Consider the following 568-nt stretch of genomic DNA (forward strand, 5'->3'; position numbering starts at 1 on the left):
TAATGTGGCTTATTTTTCCAATGGTATCAATCGTTTTAAAGATATTGATCCGAGATAGGCTTGGGCTCGCTTTCACATGAAAAAGCCTCTTGTCCCAATCAAGACGAACAAGAGGCTCTCTGTCGAAGACAAACTATTAGTTAAAAACGTCTGGGCTTGCAGCGCCACCGTTGTTAGCACCGCCACGATTGCTAGAACCAGATCCTGAGCCAATTCTAGCGCGGATACGACCGTATGCACGGATAGCAAGTCCACGTACAGTGCGACCAACTTCACGACCGATATCAAATACGGCACGAACAAGGTCACCGCCGACCCAACCACCTTCTACTTCAACCAATTCAGCTTCAGAAAGTGGCATAAATTTTTGATCCAATGATTTAAAATCTTTGTTCATGAAATTCACCTTTTCTATTTAAGATACTAAATTAGCTAAAAAGCCCTACAAAGAAACCTGAAAGTAGTGATCCACCCAAGATAGCCAAAGAAACTGTGAATACATCAACAGGGACACCGTAGAATGACCATCCACCGTCGATCATCATCATTTCTTCATCAGTCAAGGCAA

At 43.0% G+C, this 568-nt stretch carries 2 protein-coding genes; both read right to left on the minus strand.

What is annotated here, in order from left to right; genetic code table 11:
• Window positions 1-136: 136 nt before the first annotated feature.
• On the minus strand, window positions 137-397 hold the full coding sequence (locus DF216_RS10350) for a hypothetical protein (protein WP_129326776.1): 261 nt from the start codon (window positions 395-397) through the stop codon (window positions 137-139).
• A gap of 31 nt (window positions 398-428) precedes the next feature.
• Window positions 429-563, minus strand: a complete 135-nt coding sequence (locus tag DF216_RS11030; RefSeq protein WP_276318436.1) for a class IIb bacteriocin, lactobin A/cerein 7B family — start codon at window positions 561-563, stop codon at window positions 429-431.
• Between the last annotated feature and the right edge of the window lie 5 nt (window positions 564-568).

This window comes from Streptococcus oralis (assembly GCF_004127215.1).
Taxonomy (GTDB): domain Bacteria; phylum Bacillota; class Bacilli; order Lactobacillales; family Streptococcaceae; genus Streptococcus; species Streptococcus oralis_BD.